Annotated in this window: 16 protein-coding genes, 1 other RNA gene and 1 pseudogene; 3 read left to right on the plus strand and 15 right to left on the minus strand. The window is 29.7% G+C overall.

Features of this window, described 5'->3' with window-relative positions; all coding sequences use genetic code 11:
- Window positions 1-13: 13 nt before the first annotated feature.
- The 5 genes from CLPA_RS11075 to CLPA_RS11095 all read right to left on the minus strand — a co-directional run bounded on the left by CLPA_RS11075 (window position 14) and on the right by CLPA_RS11095 (window position 5,650).
- Entirely contained in the window at window positions 14-454 is a 441-nt protein-coding gene (locus CLPA_RS11075; RefSeq protein ID WP_003441628.1) for a diol dehydratase small subunit, read from the minus strand.
- Between the two features lie 14 nt (window positions 455-468).
- Window positions 469-1,008, minus strand: a complete 540-nt coding sequence (locus tag CLPA_RS11080; protein ID WP_003441624.1) for a propanediol/glycerol family dehydratase medium subunit — start codon at window positions 1,006-1,008, stop codon at window positions 469-471.
- 30 nt (window positions 1,009-1,038) lie between these two features.
- Window positions 1,039-2,703 carry a propanediol/glycerol family dehydratase large subunit gene (locus CLPA_RS11085; protein WP_003441619.1) on the minus strand — a complete coding sequence of 555 codons (1,665 nt, stop codon included), beginning with the start codon at window positions 2,701-2,703 and terminating at the stop codon, window positions 1,039-1,041.
- Between the two features lie 294 nt (window positions 2,704-2,997).
- Window positions 2,998-4,221 (minus strand): sensor histidine kinase, encoded by a 1,224-nt coding sequence (locus tag CLPA_RS11090; RefSeq protein WP_003441608.1) that lies wholly within the window; start codon window positions 4,219-4,221, stop codon window positions 2,998-3,000.
- 190 nt (window positions 4,222-4,411) lie between these two features.
- Complete coding sequence (locus tag CLPA_RS11095) at window positions 4,412-5,650, minus strand: trans-sulfuration enzyme family protein (RefSeq protein ID WP_418219436.1); 1,239 nt, start codon at window positions 5,648-5,650, stop codon at window positions 4,412-4,414.
- A 118-nt stretch (window positions 5,651-5,768) separates the two neighbouring features.
- On the opposite strand from CLPA_RS11095, the pseudogene CLPA_RS21705 reads away from it, so the two are divergent.
- Both CLPA_RS21705 and CLPA_RS11100 read left to right on the plus strand, forming a co-directional pair.
- Window positions 5,769-5,852: pseudogene (locus tag CLPA_RS21705) on the plus strand (SDR family oxidoreductase); the annotation flags it as partial.
- 336 nt (window positions 5,853-6,188) lie between these two features.
- Complete coding sequence (locus CLPA_RS11100; RefSeq protein ID WP_003441602.1) at window positions 6,189-6,446, plus strand: hypothetical protein; 258 nt, start codon at window positions 6,189-6,191, stop codon at window positions 6,444-6,446.
- Between the two features lie 216 nt (window positions 6,447-6,662).
- Here CLPA_RS11100 and rnpB read toward each other — a convergent pair.
- From rnpB to CLPA_RS11135, 8 genes are all read right to left on the minus strand, one after another.
- Window positions 6,663-7,015: RNase P RNA component class A (rnpB, locus tag CLPA_RS20195), an RNA gene on the minus strand.
- Window positions 7,016-7,066: 51 nt separating this feature from the next.
- Window positions 7,067-7,801: a zinc ribbon domain-containing protein gene (locus tag CLPA_RS11105; protein ID WP_003441599.1), complete on the minus strand. Its 735-nt coding sequence runs from the start codon at window positions 7,799-7,801 to the stop codon at window positions 7,067-7,069.
- Window positions 7,802-7,923: 122 nt separating this feature from the next.
- On the minus strand, window positions 7,924-8,739 hold the full coding sequence (locus CLPA_RS11110; protein WP_003441596.1) for a Nif3-like dinuclear metal center hexameric protein: 816 nt from the start codon (window positions 8,737-8,739) through the stop codon (window positions 7,924-7,926).
- Window positions 8,730-9,425 (minus strand): tRNA (adenine(22)-N(1))-methyltransferase, encoded by a 696-nt coding sequence (locus tag CLPA_RS11115; protein WP_003441593.1) that lies wholly within the window; start codon window positions 9,423-9,425, stop codon window positions 8,730-8,732. Before CLPA_RS11115 ends, CLPA_RS11110 begins: the two co-directional genes overlap by 10 nt.
- Window positions 9,426-9,464: 39 nt before the next feature.
- A complete protein-coding gene (locus CLPA_RS11120) occupies window positions 9,465-10,355 on the minus strand; it encodes a PH domain-containing protein (RefSeq protein ID WP_003441590.1) in 891 nt (296 codons plus the stop codon).
- 75 nt (window positions 10,356-10,430) lie between these two features.
- The gene (rpoD, locus tag CLPA_RS11125) at window positions 10,431-11,552 is read right to left on the minus strand and encodes an RNA polymerase sigma factor RpoD (protein ID WP_003441587.1); all 1,122 of its coding nucleotides are present in this window, start codon (window positions 11,550-11,552) and stop codon (window positions 10,431-10,433) included.
- 21 nt (window positions 11,553-11,573) lie between these two features.
- Window positions 11,574-13,346, minus strand: a complete 1,773-nt coding sequence (gene dnaG, locus CLPA_RS11130) for a DNA primase (RefSeq protein WP_003441584.1) — start codon at window positions 13,344-13,346, stop codon at window positions 11,574-11,576.
- 198 nt (window positions 13,347-13,544) lie between these two features.
- Complete coding sequence (locus CLPA_RS11135; RefSeq protein WP_003441580.1) at window positions 13,545-14,573, minus strand: deoxyguanosinetriphosphate triphosphohydrolase; 1,029 nt, start codon at window positions 14,571-14,573, stop codon at window positions 13,545-13,547.
- Between the two features lie 197 nt (window positions 14,574-14,770).
- Between CLPA_RS11135 and CLPA_RS11140 the strand changes: the two genes are divergently transcribed.
- On the plus strand, window positions 14,771-15,823 hold the full coding sequence (locus tag CLPA_RS11140; RefSeq protein ID WP_003441578.1) for a CotS family spore coat protein: 1,053 nt from the start codon (window positions 14,771-14,773) through the stop codon (window positions 15,821-15,823).
- 134 nt (window positions 15,824-15,957) lie between these two features.
- Here the strand turns inward: CLPA_RS11140 and ppdK are convergent, their stop codons facing one another.
- Both ppdK and ccpN read right to left on the minus strand, forming a co-directional pair.
- Window positions 15,958-18,588: a pyruvate, phosphate dikinase gene (ppdK, locus tag CLPA_RS11145; RefSeq protein ID WP_003441575.1), complete on the minus strand. Its 2,631-nt coding sequence runs from the start codon at window positions 18,586-18,588 to the stop codon at window positions 15,958-15,960.
- A 56-nt stretch (window positions 18,589-18,644) separates the two neighbouring features.
- Window positions 18,645-19,286, minus strand: coding sequence for a transcriptional regulator CcpN (gene ccpN / locus CLPA_RS11150; RefSeq protein WP_003441572.1), 642 nt, complete (start codon window positions 19,284-19,286; stop codon window positions 18,645-18,647).
- Window positions 19,287-19,345: the final 59 nt, after the last annotated feature.

Consider the following 19,345-nt stretch of genomic DNA (forward strand, 5'->3'; position numbering starts at 1 on the left):
TTCCACCTGCCAACTAGTCCTCTATTCTAACTTTATTTCTCTTACTGTATACTTCAGCAGCTTCCCTAATAAAATCAGCATTTACTTTTGCATCATATTTTTCCTCCAGCTCATCTGCTATTGCAAGTAATTCATTTTTAGTTGAACGATATGGTCTTAATGCATTATATATTTCAAGTATTCTTTCATCTGATATAGATATTAGTTCAGCAGCTCTTCTAAAATTTCTTGCAATAGCGCATCTACCTGATCCTTCAGCAACTTGGGCTTGCAATTCAAGTGTATCTCTAGATATTCTAACATCTTCTGCCTTAACATTTTCATCTATAACAGCTTCTAAAGTTATATCCTTCAAATTTTTACCTGTAGGAGTTTTAATCCATTCAGATCTTTTAGCAGCTAATGGATAATCATTTTCATAGTCTACTTTTATGTTATTTGTTATATCACTCATTAAAGATTCTCCTTTCAGCTAATTATTTCTAATTCTATTGGTTTTGCATTTTGTACAACATGCTTTGTTTCCTTTATGTGCAATAAAGCTGCCTTAGCCTGAAACTTTGGTCTTACCATTTGATCATTTCGTGTAGGTACTGGATTTGGAGATTCTCCTTTTGCATATTTTGCTGCATTTTTACCAATTAATCTAAAAATATCCAAATCCAATAATGGTGCTTGTGGAAAAAGTTCCAAATTATTAAGGGGTAATAAATCCTTTTGATGAATTACAGTAGTACCTTTAGATTGAATACCAATACCTATTCCAGAACCACTAAGTACAGCTGCATCATGTGCTATAAAAGAAACATCAGATGTTCTTATTATTCTGACCACACGTGATTTTAAACCTTCTTCTTCAATTCCTGCAATTAACTCTCTCAATATTTTGTCATGAGGTACTCCTACAATGCTCTGATGTTGATATTTCCCAAAAGCAGGTGCAATTCCAATCACTACTTCATTACTCTGATTTCCCGACAATGCAATATCTTTTTCTTTTAATTCCATTTTATAACTCCCTTCCAAGTTAATACTTTTTTACTTTATATCTTCTGGTTTCATGGCATTAGGAATATTTTTAATTTCATCCCATCTCTCTTTACTCAACCTGTAGCCTGTTCCTGGTCCCATATAATCATTACAATCATTCACTGCACTAACTACATTAAAATTCTTATCTATTATTGCGGATGTTTGAAGATAATCCCCTGATATTCTTTGTTTAAGCATATTAAGAATATTCTCAGCTATATCATCAAAACCATGCTTACTCAGTGCTTTCACCACATCTATTCCAGTGATTCCTCTATTTATCATTTCCTCTGCAGCTTTAAGATCTTCCACTACATTTCTTTCTGGCACATCTTTACTACCATGAGAATAAGTTACTGCTTCTACTTCTTCATCCGTAATAGCTGGAAGTTTTAATCCTTCAAATACAGCTTGTATTGCTCTAGCAGCCTTATTTCTTATAGTAATTACCTCTTCTTCTGAAACCGGTCTTAATCCGCCATCAACCATAAGATCTCTTTGAATCACATTATAATCATCAAAATCTTCAGCATCAAAGTTAGAACCAGCAAACATATTATCATAATTTGGAACTGAACTATATCCTGAAAATATAAAATCTGTTCCAGGTAACATCTGCATAAGCATTCTCGCAGTTCTTCTTATATCTGAATGAGAGAAGGTTTGATCATTTGCAGATGCTACTTCTATATCCAGCATAGTAGTTATAAGATTTTCTCCAAGTACTGCTCTTATTCCAGAAGGAAGAGCACCAGTCATTCCAATACAGCTTACTGAACCATTTTGTAAGCCTTGTACTCCTGCGGCTTTAGTTATATAAATACATCTAGCTTCAAGATAAAGCATTGATTTTCCCTCTGCATATCCCATTAAAGCTTCTGATCCTGATCCCGATGTAAATCTCATCTTTAATCCTCTAGATGCGTAGGCTGATGCTAAAAATGCCTTAGACCAAGGAGTATCATCTCCATCTGTAAAAACATTTTCCGTGCCATATACAGAAACAGTCTCAGCATAACTTGTCAATCCTCTCATTCCAAGTTCCAATTCAGTAGCTTCCTCTATGGCACATTGAGTTAAAACGCCACCTCTGCCTACTTGTGCTCCCACCAATAAAGCTAAAGCATTAAAAGGTGCATATCTAACAATTCCCACCGTAGTTTCCTGTTCATCAAATCCTCTTATGGCAGCTTCAGCTGCATCTGCTGCTATCTGTACTGGATTGTCTTTAAGATTTGTTACATGGCATTGATTAGATGGAGTTTTTCTTGCTCTCATTTTTTGAAGTGCCATCATCATTTCTACAACATTCATATTACCTACAACTTCCACAATCTTAGCTGGAGTCATAGCTGTTGTAAGTTCTACAATTGTCTTTCTGTCTACATTAATGTCCACAAGCATTTTTGCCAATTTTACTGAATCCATTTTAATAACATCTTCTGCTCTATTTAAATTTATTCCATAATTAGCAATAAATCTATCAATCATATCAAAATCTTCTCGATTTTTACCATCCAATTCTATAACTTTTCCCTCTTTAATTTTAATACTAGGCTTTGGATCATTGGGACTACTCATTGCAATTAAACCCTCTTCAGGCCACTCTCCTATAAATCCATCCTTATTTACAGGACGCTCTGATAATACTTGAAATCGTTTTGACTTCATATATAATCCTCCTTTATCAAATCTCTGTTGTTCTTATCTGTCTTTAATATAATCATAGCCTATATTGTTAAAATATTATCAAATAATTTTGTCTTATTTTTATACTTTTTTGCTTATTATTTATACTTAACTTTACCATTTGTATTTTTTTGCACTAAATATAATTTGCTATTAACAACATAATTTTACATAAAATATAGCTATTGAAAAGGTTTGTATATTAAAAAGTAGGCAATATAATTAAAATAATTCTAATTATCTTGCCTACTTTTTATAGCATTAGTCTTTAAAAAATTATTTAAATAATACTATTTTTACTTTTGTTCCCTTATTTTTTTTACTATTTATGTTAAAATAATATTTATCTCCATAGAAATAATCTATTCTCTGTAATACATTATTAATACCAATTCCATTAGATGCCGTGTTTTGTATATACCTACCATTAATATTATTTATTGATTCTAATTTATTTTTATCAATCCCTATTCCATCATCTTTAATAGCTATAACTGTAGAGTTACCTTCTTCATAAATATTAATTTCTATTAATCCACCACTTTCCTTTGTCTCTATTCCATGAATAATAGAATTTTCAACAAAGGGTTGTATAATCATAAATGGAACTTTTATGTTTTTACAGTTTTCTTCTATAGTAATATTAAAATTCAATCTTGAATCAAATCTTATTTTTTGTAAATTTAAATATGACTTCACATAACTAATTTCATCTCCCAGCTGAGATACTTGATTTGTCTTTCTTAGTGTATATCTGAGAATCTCCGATAAATCACAGACAACTTCTTGAGTTTTAGGGGCTCCTTCAATTAGTGCTAATGCTGAAATACTATTCAATATATTAAATAAAAAATGAGGATTAATTTGGGATTGTAATGCTTTAAGTTGAGCATCTTTTAGTTCTTTTTCAAGTGCTGTTTTAATTCCTTCAGCCTCCATAAATTCTATGTTTTTTTTATTTAGTTCCTGCTGTACTATTTTTAATGCTCCTTGATCTACTATATAGTTACTTATACGAAATAACATTTGTGCTATAGATTTAATCTTATCATAAGGTATAGTTGAAAGTTTCTTATATTGTTCTATAAGTTCTTCTTTTACTTCTACTTTTGTATCTACACTAATAATGTTTTTTAATTCTAAAAGCTTGCTTTTTTCAGTTAACACCTGCCCAGCCATCAATGCACCTAAATATTGGCCTTTAAATATAATCGGAACTGCAAAATCTATAATATTCATATAACATTTATATATATATGGTATTCCTCTTTTTACTGATTCTAATCCTCCTTTAGAATCACATTCTTGGCATAAAATTCTTGTATTATTACCTTTACGGAGAGTTTTACAAAAATCAGTGCATCTGCTATGATTAGTTATTGGTTTCCCTCTATAATCCGTAGTAATAATTGAAATACCCATTGAATTGGCAATATCATCTTGAATTTTCTGAAATTCTTTAATTTTTATAATATCCTTCAAAAGAAGTTCAGCAGTCATATTTTCCACCCCAAACTATTTTTTAATCCATTCAATATTATTGTATTATAAAGTTGATTAAATTCATAGATATTATTAATTTGCCAAGATTTTAATATAAAAAATAAGTAAGATAATTAGATTACCATTAATTATCTTACTTATTTCTGTTTAAAATACCCTATAAATTTTTTCTTAAATATTATTACTCTTAAGATAATCCACAACTGTCAAAAGCTTGTTTCAAGTCATTTATAATATCTTCCGGATCTTCAAGTCCTACACTGAATCTAAGATGTCCATCTTTAAACTCCTCAGGATAAAAATGATTTCTTTCATCTGTAGGTCCAGTATATACAATAAGACTTTCATCATGTCCAATAGACACTGCTGAGATAACAATCTTTAAAGAATTTACAAATTTATTATGTGTTTCTACATCCGCTTTAAGTCCAAAGGAAATAACTCCTGAAAACATAGTCATCTGTTTTTTTGCAATTTCATGCTGCGGATGACTTTTTAATCCTGGATAGGCAACAAATTTTACTGATGGATGAAATTCTAAAAATTCTGCTATTTTAAGAGCACTATCACTATGCTGTTTCATACGTAAAGGTAAAGTAACAACACCACGCATTATTAGCCAAGCATTAAAAGGGCTTATGGCTCCTCCTACATTTACCATAGCTTCACGTTTAATCTTATCTATAAGTTCTCTATTACCAATTACAGCTCCTCCCATAGCATCACCATGTCCATTTATGTACTTTGTTAAACTGTGAACTACAAGGTCTGCCCCCAATTCAAGTGGATGCTGTAAAAAAGGTGATGCAAAAGTACTATCTACAGAAAGTAAAGCCCCTATCTCTTTAGCAATTTTTGATATTTCCTCAATATCACTTATCCTTGTAGTAGGATTTCCCGGTGTTTCTATGTGTATAAGTTTCGTATTTGGCCTTATTGCTTTTTTTATTTCATCTATATTGGCACTATCCACAAGAGTTGCTTCTATACCATATTTTTCAGGTAGATATTCATTTAATAATCTATAAACTGCTATATATGATACGTTAGAACAAATAACATGAGAATTTTTATTTAAAAATGTAAAAAATACAGAGGACAGTGCAGCCACACCACTTGCCAGTACAACACAATCCTCTCCACCTTCTAAGGCCGCCAATCTTTGCTGAAGATAAGTTTGATTAGCAGAAGTATTTCTTGTATAAACTAAATTATTTGGATCACTCCAATTGAGAGTTGATGCATCTTCTGGCAATCTATAGCTATTGGCCATAGTAATTGGTCTTCTTATAGCTCCTGTTTCTTTATCTATTTCATTACCTACATGAACACATTTTGTAATAAATTTAATTTTATCTTCCCTAGGCACAAATACCCCAACCTTTCCTATATGTTTTATAAATATTATATAAAAATTATAAGTCATTAAAAACAAAATAACAAGCTAGATAGATTCAACTTGTATAATCTTAACAAGTATTTTTTTATCCCATATATTGTTATAGAAAATATATACCTATGAGGAATAGTTTTAACCTTTATATTATAAATATTTAGCTTCTGAGGATTCCAGCTATGTAACTGGTCAAGTACTACATGTAAATGGCGGCGATTATATGAGTTCATAATTTTTTTGACAAAAATGAATAGTTAACATCTATATGGTAATAATTTAAATGTAGTTTTCATGAAAAATCACTCTTTAAAAGACCTGAATTTAATTATATTTGGGTCTTTTATTTTTTTAATTAAACAATCATTTTTTATTATTTCATATTTTTATATTATTTTATAGAAAATCCCCTTGAAAACCTGATAAAATATAAACATATAATTAGATAATGACAACTATTAAACATACTTTTAAATATATAACTTTTTATATCAATTGAATTAATTTCTATTTTAATCTTATAGTAAAACTAAAAAATTATTTATTATAGAAAGATTAGGTGGTGATATATTTGACATTTGATGCTGCAGTAGTAAAAGAAAAAGGCATTACTTTTGCCATAGTTTCAGTTGACAGTTTTGCTGTTAAAGATGATTTGTCCATAAATTATACTCAAAGAAAATATCAGTTATATTTTCCATTCATTCCTATAATTTTATTCATTAAAGACTCAATTAATGATCCTAAGTACTATGGACGAAAAGACATAGTGGAATTGCTTACAGATGTTTCTTACCACCAAATTCCATGGAAAAAATATAAAGTTTAATTTTATTAGTAAAAGAAGCTATATCTTAATGCATAACCGTACATTAAGATATAGCTTCTTCATTTATTTAAGATAACTTATGTATCAATCTAAATTATTTTTAATTTCATTTTAAAACTATATGTTTTCACAATAGCTAAGCAAAAAATATTAAAATATGCATAATTATTAATATGGTAAAACAAGAACACTAGGCACGAAACCTAGTGTTTAAAGTGGACGAGCAACCCTGTAAGCCGAGTTCTGTGTTAGACAATCATCTATCTAGGCCTATTGTCACCATATAGGCTCAAGCGATACACCCGAAGACGGAACGGGCAATTCCATTAAGTCTTCCTATTCGATCTTGCTCCAGATGGGGTTTACATAGCCACATAGTTGCCAATGTGCTGGTGAGCTCTTACCTCGCCTTTCCACCCTTACTAGTATAGCTAAAAGCTACCTTTAGCGGTATATCTCTGTTGCACTTTCCTTAGAGTTGCCTCCACCAGGAGTTACCTGGCACCCTGCCCTATGGAGCTCGGACTTTCCTCTCCTGCAAAAGCAGCAGCGATTGTCTGGCTTACTCGCGAATACTAGAATATCATATTATTATTATAAAGTCAACTTTTTTTTGAATTTCATTTAGCTTCTTTAAGCTTTTTTTCATCTTGGTATACTAAAATCCTTCCGCAATTATCACAATAAACTATATTTTGTCCTTTAGCTATATTATCTAAGGTAACTGACGAAACCTTCATCTTGCAGCCGTCACAAACTTGATTATTCAATTTCACTACTACAACTTTTCTCTTCTCTAACATTTTATAAAAAATATTCAATTCCTTTTCTGGAATTATCTTTTTTAATTCTTCTATTCTATTTGTTGAATCCTCTATTTTATTTTTTGCCTCATGCATTTTTTCATTAGTTACTTGTTTATAGCTATAGAAGTTATTTTTTGTATTTATTAAATCCATTTTAAGTGATTCTACATCAAGTTTCAATTTTTCTTCTACTTCCAGGAATTCTATAGCTCTATCTTCTAAATTTCTTAATTTCTCCTTATTTATTTCAATATTATTTTGCAATGCATTTATAGATTTCATATCATTATTGGAGTTATTATACAAATCATTTTCATTTTTATCAATTTTGTTTTTTAATTCTCTAAGGTCCTTACCTATAGATGTATATTCAACTTTCAAATCTCCAAGAGCTTTACGTTTTTCATTATATTTTATCTTAATTTTTTCAAATTCCTTCTTCATCTTTTTTAATAAATATAGATGGGATCCATCATTTAAAACTTTTTTACTCTCTTCGATTTGTTCATAACATCTTTGAAGCTCAAGCAATAATTTTGAATTACTCATGGTAATCATTCCTCCCTGATTCTAAATAAGTAAGGTTATTTTAATATCCACTAAAAATAATAAATTACATATTATTTCTATTTATATAAACAAAATGAAGTAGAAATAGCTTATTACTATTTCTACTTCATTTTGTATGGATCTATTACAACTTCTGATAATAATACAGAATTATCATGTCCCAATCTATCAATTTCATTTTTAAGAATTGATGCTATTTTTTTTAATGCAGTCCATTCTGTTCCAAAGTGACCTGCGTCAATAACGGATATACCCATTTCTCTATAATCACTAGCATAATGATAGGTCACATCTCCTGTAATTATACAATCTACCCCTAACTTTCTACTTATATCCATATAGTCAGTTCCACTTCCATTAATCAATGCTATCTTTTCTATAAAATTTTCATCTTCTCCAACATATGTTAAATGAGTAAGATTTAGCTTTTGCTTTACTAAATTACACAATTCACAAAGCTGAATTTTCTCTTTCAAAATCACAATTCTACCAATTCCAGAATTTCCATCATTAAATCCTTCAACCAGTGATGATTCTATAACTGTTGAATTAGAAAATCCTAAAATATCTACTAAAGTATCATTAAGTCCACCCTCTACAGAATCCAGGTTAGTATGACTTGAATATAAATTTATATCATCTTTAATCAAATTCATAATTTTTTTCCCAAGGAGAGTTTCTGTAGTTATTGAACTTGGTTTTCTAAAAAGCAAAGGATGATGTGTAAATATAAAATTACAGTCTTTTTTCTTAGCCTCTTCAATTACAGCTAAAGTACAATCTAATGCAACTAAAACAGAACTTACATTATCTTCTGGATTTCCAATCATAAGTCCCACATTATCATAACTTTCACTTAATTCTTTAGGTGCAATACTGTTCATAATGGAACAGATATCTTTAACTCTTAAAGACATTTTAACAACTCCTTAAGCTTTACAATCTTTGTTTTTATTTCATTCTTTCTATTCATAGCAAGTCTGCTATTATCAATTATACTACTTAATATTTTATCATATTTTTCTATTTTAAAAAAGATATAATCTTTTAAAAGATAATGTTTTTTTTGTAGTAATTTTTCACTTATTTCACAATATATTGCATCTATATTTTTATTATTTTTACCCTTATGGTAAGAAACTTTTATTATTTCATAGTACTTATTCTCATCTTTACAAAGTTCTTCATCTAGTATATTATGTCCATTCTTTAATATATATTCCCTAAGTACCTCTGGATTTTGAACGGGTTGCAATATTACATAATTTAATTTTTTAAAAACTTCAATACTTTCTTCTAATATATCCCTTATTAGATTTCCACCCATTCCAGCTATAACAGCACAATCTGCTTCTCCAGGAATAATAGTTGTAAGACCTGGTCCCAATCTGCATTGTATGCTATTAGATTTATGAAAAAATTTGATATTTTTTTTCGCCTTTTCTACAGGACCTTTATTTATATCTGAAGCAATAGCAGTTTTACAAATTTTCTCATCTATCAAATATATTGGTAAATATCCATGATCTGTTCCTATATCTGCCATACACTCACATTTATCAACCATATTTGCTATAGTTTTCAACCTATTACTTATATCCATATTTGCTCTCCTATGTAAATTAATTAAAATAGCTTGTAATCAGATGACCTTTGATAATATTTTTTCTTGAATTAAAAAGAATATTAATGCTATGACAAGAGAAATATATAAATATTTATAAGATGATTTTTTATGGTGCTTTGCACTAAAATGAGCAGCAAAATACATACATAGTAGTATAGCTGTATTGAAGGCACCATAACTCATTTGTTTAAATAAAAAGTCTCTGCTTGTACCAATTATAGTAGGTTGAAATTTTATATTAAAACTTAAAGGCATAGATGAAGGAAGTAACCCTTTATAGTAAAGTATAGCTGGTCTCATTGTAAAAAATACAATTATAAGTACAGATATAATGAGAGGTACAATAAAATGTTTATCTTTATATAAATTTACGGATTTATTTACTTTAGCATACCAATCTCCTATAAATATATCCTTTGATATTAAATTCTCTTCGACTCTTTCAAAATTACTTGGGGAAATTCCATATACACCATAGTTATTTTTTAAATAAAATATATTTTTACTTGAAGTTACGTACATATTTACTAATCCTATTTTTTTAAAAAAACATTTTCCTATGACAAAATTCTTCTTACCATAACCACTTAATCTTATAGCATTAATATCTCCACCTGATTTAATATACCTTTCCATATCGCTAAAGGGAAGAATAACTTTTTTTATTCCACCAAAAGTAATTATGTAAAAATTATCTTTATCCATGGCATAATTAAGAGTAGCAAATACAGCTATATGATAAATCTGATATATATTAAAAACAATTAGAAAAGCTCTTAAAAAAATATTTAATACATAATCATCTAAATATATAGAACCAAGGATAATAAGGATATCACATAATAAAGTTATAAAAACTATAAATTGAATGCCTTTTTGTCTGTCTAAGGGCTTAAAGTATTCCACATTACCACCTTCTCTAAAAATATTATTATATAAAACTGCAACCAATTATAATTGATTGCAGTTTTATGCAGATTATTAATCCAAATAATCTTTCAACTTTTTACTTCTGCTTGGATGTCTTAACTTTCTAAGAGCCTTTGCTTCTATTTGTCGTATCCTCTCTCTTGTAACATTGAATTCTTTTCCAACTTCTTCAAGAGTTCTAGCTCTTCCGTCATCCAATCCAAATCTCAATCTAAGTACTTTTTCTTCACGAGGAGTTAATGTATCAAGTACATTTATAAGCTGTTCTTTAAGCATTGTAAAAGCTGCTGCTTCTGCTGGTGCCGGTGCCTCATCATCTGGAATAAAATCGCCAAGATGGCTATCTTCTTCTTCACCTATAGGGGTTTCAAGTGAAACTGGTTCCTGAGCTATTTTCATTATCTCTCTTACTTTATCCACAGGCATTTCCATAATCTTAGCAATTTCTTCTGCCTGAGGTTCTCTACCCAGCTCTTGAAGTAATTGTCTTGAAACTCTTATTAACTTATTAATAGTTTCTACCATGTGCACTGGTATTCTTATGGTTCTGGCCTGATCCGCTATAGCTCTTGTAATGGCCTGCCTAATCCACCAAGTGGCATAAGTACTGAATTTATACCCCTTTCTATAGTCAAATTTTTCTACAGCCTTTATAAGTCCAAGATTTCCTTCCTGTATTAAATCCAAAAATTGCATTCCCCTGCCCACATATCTCTTTGCTATACTTACCACAAGTCTCAAATTTGCTTCTGCCAGTTTTTTCTTTGCCACCTGATCTCCATCTTCTATTCTCTGAGCAAGATTAATTTCTTCATCTGGAGCCAATAATGGTACTTTACCAATCTCTTTAAGATACATTCTAACAGGATCATCTATAGCTATTCCTTCAGGTACAGATAAATCTAATTCCTCTTCTTCAACTTCTATATCCTGAATATCTCCAATAATATCAATACCCATTGTCTCTAGAACTTCATATACTTTTTCAATTTGTTCTGGACTCAAATCTATATTCTCTAATTCATCCATTATCTCTTTATAAGTTAAATTTCCTTTTTTCCTGCCCTTATCCACAAGTTTTTTTACAAATTGCATTTTCTCACTTTGAGTTTTTAAATCCGTCTCTTTATTTGTACCTCTAGTTTTAACTTGAACTTGCTTATTTTCCTTCATATAATTATCCTCCTTTCGTTTTTATAGTAAACTATTTATTTCTTCCTGAATATGATTTAGTTCTTTTACCATTTTCAAGGATTTTTCAATCATTCCATTTGTCTCATAATATTTTATTTTCTTCATTATTTCTTTTTTTGACTCCTCTAATTTAAATTTTTTTATATTAAATATATAATCATCAATAAGTTCTTCTATATTACAGTCATTATTAGCAAATTTCTCTTCACAGATATTTATCCATTCAGATGAGCTCTTTGCATCATCGCATTTTATTTCTATAATTTTATTTCTACTCTCTAGATCTAATAACTTATTTTCAGCTATCAAATTAAAAATCTTTTTATGACTTTCTAAGTTTAAATTGTCGGGATCCAGCTTTTTTACAATATAATTATAAGCTTCTTCATTTGAATTCATAAGTTTTAATAGAAGTCTTTCCGCTTTAATATAAGCAGGCTCTAAATATAATTTTTGTCCGTAATCGCCTATATTATTCATGTTTTGTAAATAATTAGTGCTTTTATGTCTTTCTTCACTTAAAAGGTCATAAATTGCTTGTTCTTTTATACCTGTTTCTTCTGAAACTCTTTTAATATAAACATCCTTTTCAATTGGATCAAGATCAATTAAAATATCAGCTATTTTCTTTATATAGGCAGGTATTTCCCTATTGTTTCTAAAATTAACATTTTCTCCTGCTTTCTTAATTCTGTAATCTATTAGATTCATTGAATTCTTTATAAGTTCTTCAAAAGCTTCTTTCCCATTGTTTCTTATAAATTCGTCAGGATCTTTTCCTTTAGGAACTATTAATACTTTTACATTAAGTCCCACATCCCTTAATATTTTCAATCCTCTTAAGGTAGCCTTTTGACCAGCAGTATCTGCATCATAGGATATTATTATATTATCAGCATATCTTTTCAAAAGTTTTGCTTGATTTACTGTAAGCGCAGTTCCAAGTGATGCCACAGTGTTATTAATTCCATATTGATGTAGAGTTATACAATCCATATATCCCTCAACAATTATAATCGTTCTTTTATTATCATTTTTTAATACAAAGTTCAGTCCATATAGGTTTATTCCTTTTTTAAACAAGGCAGTTTCTGGCGAATTTAAATATTTTGGTTTTGAATCATCTAAAACCCTTCCTCCAAAGCCAATAACCTTACCTTTATAATCAAATACCGGGAACATAACTCTATTTCTAAATCTATCATACTTATTTCCCTTTTCATTTTTTATTATTAATCCAGCATTTAATAGATCTAAATCAGAATAGCCTTTTCTCTTTAGAAAATTCATTATACCATGCCAATCATCTAATGCATATCCTAATCCAAAACTCCTTATGGTACTCTCTAATATACCTCTATTTATAAAATAATTTTTTGCTTTTTTATTTGAGTTTAGATTGGAAAAAAAGAATCTTGCAGCGTCTACATTCAATTTTAAAAGTTTATCATTTGTATCTTTTTTTTTATTGTTACCCTTTTCTAAATAATCTAAATCCAAATGAATTCTTTCTGCAAGTAGCTTTACTGCATCTATAAATGATAAACTTTTTGTCTTCATGACAAATGTAATTACATTACCTGCTTCACCGCATCCAAAACATTTATATATCTGCTTATCTTCGGACACACTAAATGAAGGAGACTTTTCATTATGAAAAGGGCAAAGTCCCATATAATTTCTACCACTTTTTTTAAGTTTAACCGTATCAGATATTACATCTACAATATCATTTTCATATTTAATTTTTTCTATAACATCTTCAGGTATCACTGGGCAACTACCACCTAACTAATTATTTTAAAGTATCTTTGAGAATAGTTTACCTCCTCATTTCCTAGATATCTAATATCAAACATCTATGTATTTCGACAAAAATATCAAAATTCCTTTTTATTTTCAAAAATTTATTTAATAGAATATTTATTTTATTATTCTACCCAAAATAAATGATAAATTATTCTAATTATATTAATAAACTACTAATTTGGGTACATATTTTTCATTAAAAGTCAATAGACAATAATCATCACTCATCCCTGATATATAATCAGCAACTCCCTGATAGAGTCCTTCTTCCTCTACTATATTTCTATAAAATTTTGGAAGTTCCTTCTGATTCTTTAAAAAATAAAGAAATACCTGTTCCAATATAAACTTAGCTTTATCTCTTTCAATTTTAAGTTTACTGCCGCTGTATACATTTTTAAACATAAAACTTCTAAGTCCTAAAAGAGCTCTTTCTATATCCCCACTAAGGCTTACTTCTATCTTATTTTTTTCAATATTTTTAAGAGTATTATATATACAATCTTTTACTAAAGTATTTATTCTATTACTGCAATTAACTCCTAAGACTTCAATATATTCTTTTGGCAGTTCTTCTTCCCTCAGAACTCCTGCTCTTATAGAATCATCTATATCATGATTTACATAGGCAATTTTGTCACTATATCTAACTACTTGACCTTCTAAAGTAAAGGCTTTATTCACTTTATCAGATAATCCGCTATGATTAAGTACTCCATCTAAAACCTCTTTAGTTAAATTTAAGCCTTTACCCTGATTTTCAAGTTTAGTAAGAACTCTTATACTGTTTACATTGTGACTAAATCCTTTTGGAAGCAGTTCATTTAGAACCTCTTCCCCATTATGAGCAAAAGCTACATGCCCTATATCATGTCCTAATGAAATAGCTTCTATGAGATCTTCATTTAATCCTATGCCTCTGCCTATAGTTCTTGCAATCTGCGATACTTCTACAGTATGAGTAAGTCTTGTTCTATAATGGTCACCAAATGTTTTTATAAAGACCTGAGTTTTGTGTTTTAATCTTCTGAAGGATTTACTATGAATTATTCTATCCCTGTCAACCATGAAGCAAGTTCTTATTTCGTCTAATTCTTCTGCCCTTTGTCTCCCTATTGTATTTAGAGAGATAGTACCATGAGCATTCATTAATTTTTTTTCTTTTTCCTCAATTATCTCTCTTATATGCATTTTAATCACCTATCCTGTTTATTTTATTCTATAATAATTGCTAAAATTCCTTTTTTATTTTTATAATTTTTTAATAATATATTCATGAATTATTATTTTATTAATAACCTTTTATTTAAACGTATATTATAAAAATTTTATTAATATTATTATAATGTATAATTCTTTAAATATGCTTCATGTAAGGAGTGTTAGTTATGCCTCAATCGGCTGTAAAATATATTTTATTATCTGAAGATAAATTAAAAAAGTTTATACTAAGTGAATATAATTTGGAAAATGCTTATATTAACCAGATTAAATTTAAAGATACCGATAAGCAAAGAGCTGTGTATAAAGTAGAATATAACTCCAAATCTTACTGTTTAAAAAAAGTCTACTATACCGTAGAAGAACTTCTATTTGTATATTCTAGTATTGAATGGCTCTACCGATTTAATTTAAATGTTCCAAAAATACTTTCTACAAAATCAGGTGGAAGATTTGTAATTTATAATGATATGATTTTTATATTAACTCCCTGGATAGAAGGTGAAAAATGTAATTATGACAATACTTCTCATATAATCAAGTCAGCTAAAACTTTGGCCAAGGTCCATAAGTATACAGAAAACTTTTTCCCCATAGAGGGAAGTAACTTAAGGCTTGGGTACGAGAACATATATTCATCTATGAATAAGCACTTTCATCAATTACTTAATTACTCAAATTTAGCCTTTGAATATCAGGATATTTTTTCTAATATATTCATTAGTCATTTTGACATATGTATTAATCTAGCTAAAATATCTAATGATGTAGCCTCACATATAAATACTAGCAATATGAGAAAATCCCTTTGTCATCTAGACTTCGTAAATAAAAATATAATCTTCGACAATAAACAAAATGTTTGGATAATTGATTTTGATAAATGCAAACTGGATTATTGTGCTCATGACATTTCATATTTTCTTAGAAGATTTTTAAAACGTGAAAATACAAATTGGGATTTAAATCTTCTAATAGATTGTATACATGAATATGAAAAAATTATACCCTTAACTGTAGATGACTATAGATATATTCTATCTTATATAAGTTTTCCTCAAAAGTATTGGAAACTTTCAAGGGACTATTATAATAACATAGAAAAATGCAACAAATCTTCTTTTATAACATTATTGTCGAAAACTGTTAAGCACACCGAAAAACAGTTAGAAATGATATATGGGTTCAAAAATTTTATTGAGGAAAATTACTTATTATAATATCCTAAAATTTATATAAAAAATTTTTAAAAGGTGTTTCACAAACTAAAAAAATCATTTGTAAAACACCTTTTTACTTTTAATAATTGTATCTGATTTTTAAATATATAATAATACTAATCATAAATATTTTTCTATCTTGGATTTTTAACTTGTGCCTGTGCTGCAGCAAGTCTTGCTAAAGGTACTCTAAAAGGTGAACAAGAAACATAGTCTAGCCCTACATTATGACAGAACTCCACAGAAGATGGATCTCCCCCATGTTCTCCACATATACCAAGATGTATATCCGGTCTAGTCTTTTTACCAAGTTCCACTGCCATTTTTATAAGTTTTCCTACACCGATCTGATCTAATTTTTCAAAAGGATCAAATTCATATATTTTGTTATCGTAATAATAACTTAAAAATTTACCTGCATCATCTCTTGAAAATCCAAAAGTCATTTGAGTTAAATCATTTGTACCAAAGGAAAAAAACTCTGCTTCCTTGGCAATTTCATCAGCTGTAAGTGCTGCTCTTGGTATCTCTATCATAGTTCCCACCTGATATTTAAGCTCTTCACCTGATTTATTAATTATTTCCTCTGCAGTTTTAACTACAATGTCCTTAACAAATTTCAATTCTTTTATTTCTCCTACAAGAGGTATCATTATTTCAGGAATTATATTAAGTTTTTTTGTCTTATTAACATAAAGTGCGGCTTCTATAACAGCTCTTGTTTGCATTTCTGCTATTTCAGGATAGGACACTGAAAGTCGACACCCCCTGTGACCCATCATAGGGTTAAACTCATGAAGCGATGTAATAGTTGCTTTAAGATCCTGTAAATCTATATTCATTTCCTTTGATAAATTCTCTATATCCATCTCCTCTGAAGGAAGAAATTCATGTAGTGGCGGATCCAAAAATCTTACGGTTACAGGATTTCCTTCCATAGCTTCATATATCCCTATAAAATCTTCCCTTTGCATTGGCAATAACTTATCTAATGCTCTTTTTCTTTGCTCTACAGTAGATGCTACTATCATTTCTCTCACAGCTGGAATTCTATCTACTTCAAAAAACATATGCTCAGTTCTACAAAGTCCTATACCCTTAGCACCAAATTTTATTGCTTCTTTAGCATCTTTAGGAGTATCAGCATTAGTTCTAACTTGTAATTTTTTAATTCCATCCGCCCATTTCATAAATATTTCAAAATTGCCACTTACAGCTGGTAAAGTAGTTTTAACAGCTCCTCCATATACATTTCCCGTACTCCCGTCAAGAGATATATAATCACCTTCAATATATTCTTTCCCTTGAACTTTAAAAACCTTTTTCTCCTCATCTATACTTATGCTACCACACCCTGCTACACAACAAGTTCCCATCCCTCTAGCAACTACTGCTGCATGAGAAGTCATACCACCTCTTATTGTAAGTATTCCTTCTGCTGCAACCATTCCTTCAATGTCTTCTGGTGAAGTTTCTAATCTTACAAGTATTACTTTTTCTCCTTTTTCATGATGTTTTTTTGCTTCCTCTGCAGTGAAATAAACTTTACCACAGGCAGCTCCCGGCGATGCTGGAAGTCCTTTAGCTATAACCTTTGCTTTCTTAATATCCTCTGCATCAAAAGCGGGATGTAAAAGTGTCTCCAGTTGTCTTGGTTCTACTTTTAAAATGGCCTGTTCTTTAGTAATAGCTCTCTCATTAACCATATCTACTGCTATTTTTAAAGCAGACTGGGCAGTCCTTTTACCATTTCTTGTCTGTAAAAAATATAGTTTACCCTGCTCGATTGTAAACTCCATATCCTGCATATCTCTATAATGATTTTCTAATCTATGAGCAGTATTTATAAACTCCTCATAACATTCTGGTAAATCTTCCTTAAGTTTTGCAATAGGTTCTGGGGTTCTTATTCCTGCAACTACATCTTCTCCTTGAGCATTTATAAGATATTCTCCAAATATTTTATTTTCTCCTGTAGCTGGATTTCGCGTAAAGGCCACTCCTGTACCTGAATTGCTGCCCATATTACCAAAAACCATAGCTTGAACGTTTACAGCGGTACCCCATTCTCCTGGTATGTCATTCAATCTCCTATATACTATAGCCCTAGGATTATTCCAAGATCTAAATACAGCTGTTATAGACTCTATAAGCTGTTCTTTTGGATTATCGGGAAACGGTTTACCTATTTCCCTTTCATAAAGTTTTTTGAATCCTAAAGCCAATTTTTTTAAATCGTTTTCATCCAGTTCAATATCATACTTTACTTCTTTTTCTCCTTTAGCTTTGTCAATTAAATCTTCAAATTTCCTCTTTTCTATTCCCATAACTACATCAGAAAACATTTGTATAAATCTTCTATAGGAATCATATGCAAATCTAGGATTTTTGGTTAAGGCAGCTATTTTTTCTACGGTAACATCATTCAATCCCAGATTTAGAATAGTATCCATCATTCCAGGCATAGACACCCTGGCACCAGACCTTACAGAAAGAAGTAATGGATTGTCTGAGATGCCAAAATGTTTTCCAGTTATCTTTTCCAAATCTTCTATGGAATTATTTATCTGTTCTATAATATCTTCTGATATTTTTTCCCCATTTTTATAATATTTCAAACAAGCATCTGTACTAACAGTGAAACCTTGAGGAACTGGTATCCCCAGTCTAGTCATTTCTGCCAAGTTTGCACCTTTTCCTCCTAATAAGTTTCGCATTTTAGCGTTTCCCTCACTAAAAAGATATACATACTTTTTATTCTCCATAGTCACATCCCCCTTTTAAAAAACATTTTATTTATATAATAAATTTAATTAAACTCTTAAACATCGTCACCAAGCTTCACAAATAGTCTTGTAATATTTGTTTTAGATATTTTACCAATAATCTTATAAAGCTCTTTGTTTCCTTCCATAATTTTCTCTACCACCGGTAAACTATCAACTTCATGTTCTATTATCTTTTTAGCTACTATATATGCTGAATCTTCGGCTTCTACACAAATTATATTAGGCATTCTTGTCATAATTACACCAACAGGTACTTGATTCATATCAGTACCTCCCATGGCAATTTTCAAAAAATCCTTTCTTGATACAGCTCCTACAAGATAACCTTTATTTTCAATAAATAATGTCCCCACATCATTTAAAAATAAGTATATAATTGCATCATAAACTTTAGTTTCTTCCTCCATGACTACAGGTTTAGACATTATATCTTTTGCCTTTATATTTCTTATATAATCATATACTATGCTATTGGATGGTTTTTGAGAATATATATATCCCACTTTAGGCCTTGCCTCCAATATACCAGTCATAGTAAGAATTGCAAGGTCAGGTCTTAAAGCAGCTCTTGTAACACTTAATTTTCCCGCCAGTTGTTCACTAGTTATAGGTTGTTTTTCCTTAACTATTTTTATTATTTCCTTTTGTCTTGGTGATAATCTAATGAGTAACACCCCTTTCTAATTCCTACAATTTTATTATAACATTTAATTACGTCTAATTAAATGTTATA

Origin of the sequence: Clostridium pasteurianum DSM 525 = ATCC 6013 (genome assembly GCF_000807255.1) — a bacterium.
Taxonomy (GTDB): Bacteria; Bacillota; Clostridia; order Clostridiales; family Clostridiaceae; genus Clostridium_I; species Clostridium_I pasteurianum.

Coding starts and splice junctions, on each gene's coding strand:
- CLPA_RS11105 (WP_003441599.1), bottom strand. CDS start 7,801: ATGAGTAATTCAAAATTATTGCTTGAGCTTCAAAGATGTTATGAACAA.
- CLPA_RS11135 (WP_003441580.1), bottom strand. CDS start 14,573: ATGCATATAAGAGAGATAATTGAGGAAAAAGAAAAAAAATTAATGAAT.
- CLPA_RS11140 (WP_003441578.1), top strand. CDS start 14,771: ATGCCTCAATCGGCTGTAAAATATATTTTATTATCTGAAGATAAATTA.
- CLPA_RS11080 (WP_003441624.1), bottom strand. CDS start 1,008: ATGGAATTAAAAGAAAAAGATATTGCATTGTCGGGAAATCAGAGTAAT.
- CLPA_RS11075 (WP_003441628.1), bottom strand. CDS start 454: ATGAGTGATATAACAAATAACATAAAAGTAGACTATGAAAATGATTAT.
- CLPA_RS11095 (WP_418219436.1), bottom strand. CDS start 5,650: ATGACTTATAATTTTTATATAATATTTATAAAACATATAGGAAAGGTT.
- rpoD (WP_003441587.1), bottom strand. CDS start 11,552: ATGAAGGAAAATAAGCAAGTTCAAGTTAAAACTAGAGGTACAAATAAA.
- CLPA_RS11090 (WP_003441608.1), bottom strand. CDS start 4,221: ATGACTGCTGAACTTCTTTTGAAGGATATTATAAAAATTAAAGAATTT.
- CLPA_RS11115 (WP_003441593.1), bottom strand. CDS start 9,425: ATGGATATAAGTAATAGGTTGAAAACTATAGCAAATATGGTTGATAAA.
- CLPA_RS11110 (WP_003441596.1), bottom strand. CDS start 8,739: ATGTCTTTAAGAGTTAAAGATATCTGTTCCATTATGAACAGTATTGCA.
- CLPA_RS11085 (WP_003441619.1), bottom strand. CDS start 2,703: ATGAAGTCAAAACGATTTCAAGTATTATCAGAGCGTCCTGTAAATAAG.
- ppdK (WP_003441575.1), bottom strand. CDS start 18,588: ATGGAGAATAAAAAGTATGTATATCTTTTTAGTGAGGGAAACGCTAAA.